This is a genomic window from Rubrivirga sp., assembly GCF_049648075.1.
Classification (GTDB): domain Bacteria; phylum Bacteroidota; class Rhodothermia; order Rhodothermales; family Rubricoccaceae; genus Rubrivirga.
In genome coordinates this window covers 1-3,165 of record NZ_JBARYR010000637.1, presented here as the reverse complement: position 1 = coordinate 3,165, position 3,165 = coordinate 1, and the positions used below count along the sequence as shown (strand labels likewise).

3 protein-coding genes are annotated in these 3,165 nt (G+C 68.3%); 1 reads left to right on the top strand and 2 read right to left on the bottom strand.

Features of this window, described 5'->3' with window-relative positions; genetic code table 11:
- Nucleotides 1-154 precede the first annotated feature (154 nt).
- On the bottom strand, nt 155-1,000 hold the full coding sequence (locus WBA11_RS17295; RefSeq protein ID WP_424521889.1) for a hypothetical protein: 846 nt from the start codon (nt 998-1,000) through the stop codon (nt 155-157).
- Nucleotides 1,001-1,051: 51 nt separating this feature from the next.
- Nucleotides 1,052-1,741, bottom strand: coding sequence for a hypothetical protein (locus WBA11_RS17290; RefSeq protein ID WP_424521888.1), 690 nt, complete (start codon nt 1,739-1,741; stop codon nt 1,052-1,054).
- A gap of 211 nt (nt 1,742-1,952) precedes the next feature.
- Here WBA11_RS17290 and murA point away from each other — a divergent pair.
- On the top strand, nt 1,953-3,165 hold a 1,213-nt coding region (murA, locus tag WBA11_RS17285; RefSeq protein WP_424521887.1), incomplete at its 3' end, for a UDP-N-acetylglucosamine 1-carboxyvinyltransferase.

Here is a 3,165-nt window from a genome sequence, read left to right as displayed (position 1 = left end):
CGTGACGACGTGGACCTCGTCACACCGGCGCTAGCAGTACCCGCCGAAGGCTTGACGCGCGACTAACTCCCGCATCCTCGAGGCCGGCAAAAAAGCGGCGGTCCGACCTCGAGGCCGGACCGCCGCTTTTTTGCCGGCCTCGAGGATGCGGGAGTTAGTAGCGCGTCAAGCCTTCGGCGGGTACTGCTAGCGCCGGTGTGACGAGGTCCACGTCGTCACGCGAAAGACGTACGGCCCACGCTGCTTCCTCGCCGGGGCGGACCCGTACGGTGACTGCCTGCGGGTCCCACCCACTCGCGTCGAACTCGACGTACGGGACATCGGCGTAGCGCGCGACGAGGTCCTGAAGCTCAGCGCCGGGCCGGAGCCACAACAGTACCTCCCCCCTTCGAATGACGCGGCGGAGGCGGTCTTCGAGACGATCGACCTCGAGGAGCCGGATTACCGGAGACGGGTCAAGACTCGAGGAGCCGTCGGCAAACTCCGCGACGCCCTCGAGGACCAGACCGGGCTCGCGTAGGTCACCGGGCAGGTTGTCCGGGACGTACTGCGACTGGGCTGTCTCTACGACCCACTCAAGGCCCACCAGTGACACCACGCCCTCAAACGCGAACGGGACGCCGTACGCCGCGCCGATGGCGACAGGAACACACGGGACACGGTCCTCGCCCGCGTACCGCACGAACGGCTCCCCCAGGCGGCGAACAGCGGCGGACACGGTGTCCGCTGCGCCGCGCGCATCGAGGACGAGCGTCCAAGCGTCCCGGCCATCGGCGTCTCGAGTCCGCCAGCGCCCGCGCACCGTCACGGCCTCGAGGGCAGAATCGTCAGACGACGCGAGCGCGTCAACGAACGGCCCGAGCGGGTCCGACGGCCTGAGTTCGACGCGGACCACATCAGGCGCGCACCGGAGCGCAGGCGAGCGGTGCGGCGCGTCCTCGAGGGGGACGGCTGCACACCCCAACGCGCCGAAGAGCAAGGAGAGGAGGGATTTCGACATCGAGGACGGCGGTCGGGGTCCTCAGGCCGCACCGTCCTCACGAATCGTCACCTACGCCTCTCCCCAGCCACCGACCAGCCCGAGCAACTTCCGCTTGGCGAGTGGGACCAGCGTCTCGTCGACCGGCAGGTCCACGTCGGCGGCCAGGCGGAAGGTGGCGGGCATCGGGAGCTCCGGGACGGCCTGGGCGAGCGCGGCCTTCCACTCGCTCGCCACCGCACGGGGATCGAGGGCGACATCGAGGGCGGAGGTCCGAAGAGCGCGGTACGACCCGCTCGGACCGGTCAGGGGAGACACGCGGTAGCGAAGCGCCCGAAGGCGGTCGCCGTCCTCGATGAGGAGGAACCCCTCGTCCTGGTACGACGGCACGAGACCGACCGTCGACAGCTCGACATGGTCAGACACGAACTCGTAGACCGCCTTGCCTTCCTCGAGGACGTCCGACAGGAGCGGGAGCGCCCACCGAGCCAGGTCGAGAGCCAACGGCGCGTCGCCGCGCTGCCGAGTGAGGCGGCCCGTGTCCCAGTCCACGCCGGTCACCGGCCCGGTCTCATCGACGACGTCGGCGCCCTCGACGAGCGCGGACAGCGAGCGGTGGAGGGCCACGGCCGCGCCAAAGTGGGGCTCGACGCAAAGGTCTCGGAACGCCACTCGGGTGGTGCGGAGGCCGGAACGAACGCGGTATTCGGCGGCCTCGAGGTCGGCGACGACGTCGAAGAGGGCGATGGAGAGAGCAGACATGGCAACGGGGGGACGCTGGTTAACACATTCTTCTCAACAATCGAGCCATCGTCATCGCCTCGACGAAACGCCTCGCCGCCTTCGAGGATGGTGGCTTCTGGAGGACTAGCTTCGCCTTCTTACCTCGGTCTGTCGCGGAGCGGGCGAACCCTGTGCCGGCAGGTCGGCGTTGCTGGTTTGTCTACCCTTTCTGTCCCAACCCACCATTCCATTGGACAAACTTGTCATCCAGGGCGGATCTGCCCTCCGCGGATCGATCCACGTCGGCGGCTCGAAAAACACCGCCCTCCCGCTCATGGCTGCGGCCGTGCTCGGACACGGCGAGTCGAAGATCCACAACATCCCCGTCCTCAAGGACGTCGCCACGTTCTCGAACGTGATCCGCGTGACCGGCTGCACGGTCGATTGGACCCCCGATGACGACCCGTCGACCCCGGAGACGATCACGATCAACGCCGGAGGCATTCACCATTACGAGGCCCCGTACGACCTGGTGAAGCAGATGCGCGCCTCGTTCTACATGCTCGGGGCGCTCTTGGGCCGCGGCGGCAAGGCTCGCGTGTCCCTCCCCGGCGGCTGCGCCTGGGGACCGCGCCCCGTCGACTTGCACATCAAGGGGATGGAAGCCCTGGGCGCGACGGTCGAAGAGGAGAACGGCTACGTGATCGCCTCGGCACCGGGCGGACGCCTCGAGGGCGGGCGCGTCCGCTTCGAGCCCGTCAGCGTGGGCGCGACGGTCAACGTGATGCTGGCCGCGGTCACAGCGAAGGGCGAGTCCGTCCTGGAGAACGTCGCTGCGGAGCCGGACGTGGTCGTCTTCGGGCAGATGCTCCAGAAGATGGGCGCCAAAATCGAGGGGTTGGGCACCAACACCATCCGCATCCAGGGCGTCGACGGCCTGGACGCCGTCGAGTTCACGAACTGCCCCGACCGGATCGAGCTCGGCACCTACATGATCGCCGCCGCGCTCTCGACGCCTCCGGGCGAACGCTTCCGCATCACGGGCACGCAGCCGGAGCACCTCGGGGAGGACTTTACCGAGCGCTTCCGCGAGACCGGCGTCCCCTTCGAGGTCGTCGAGGACCCGGACTCCGAGCTTGGGTACCCCGCCATCGAGGTCGAGGGCGTCGAGTCGATCAAGCCCGTCTCGATCGTGACGGACCCCTACCCGGGCTTCGCGACGGACCTCCAAGCGCAGTGGACGGTCATGATGACCCAAGCCGAGGGCACCTCGACGGTGCGCGACACCATCTACACGGACCGGTTCAAGCACATCCCGGAGCTCCGTCGGTTGGGCGCCCAGCTCAAGGTAGATGGCGACACCGTCCATGTTGAGGGACGGCCGGACAAGCCGCTGAGCGGTGCGACCGTGATGAGCACGGACCTCCGCGCGTCCGTGTCCCTCGTTCTCGCCGGGATGGTCG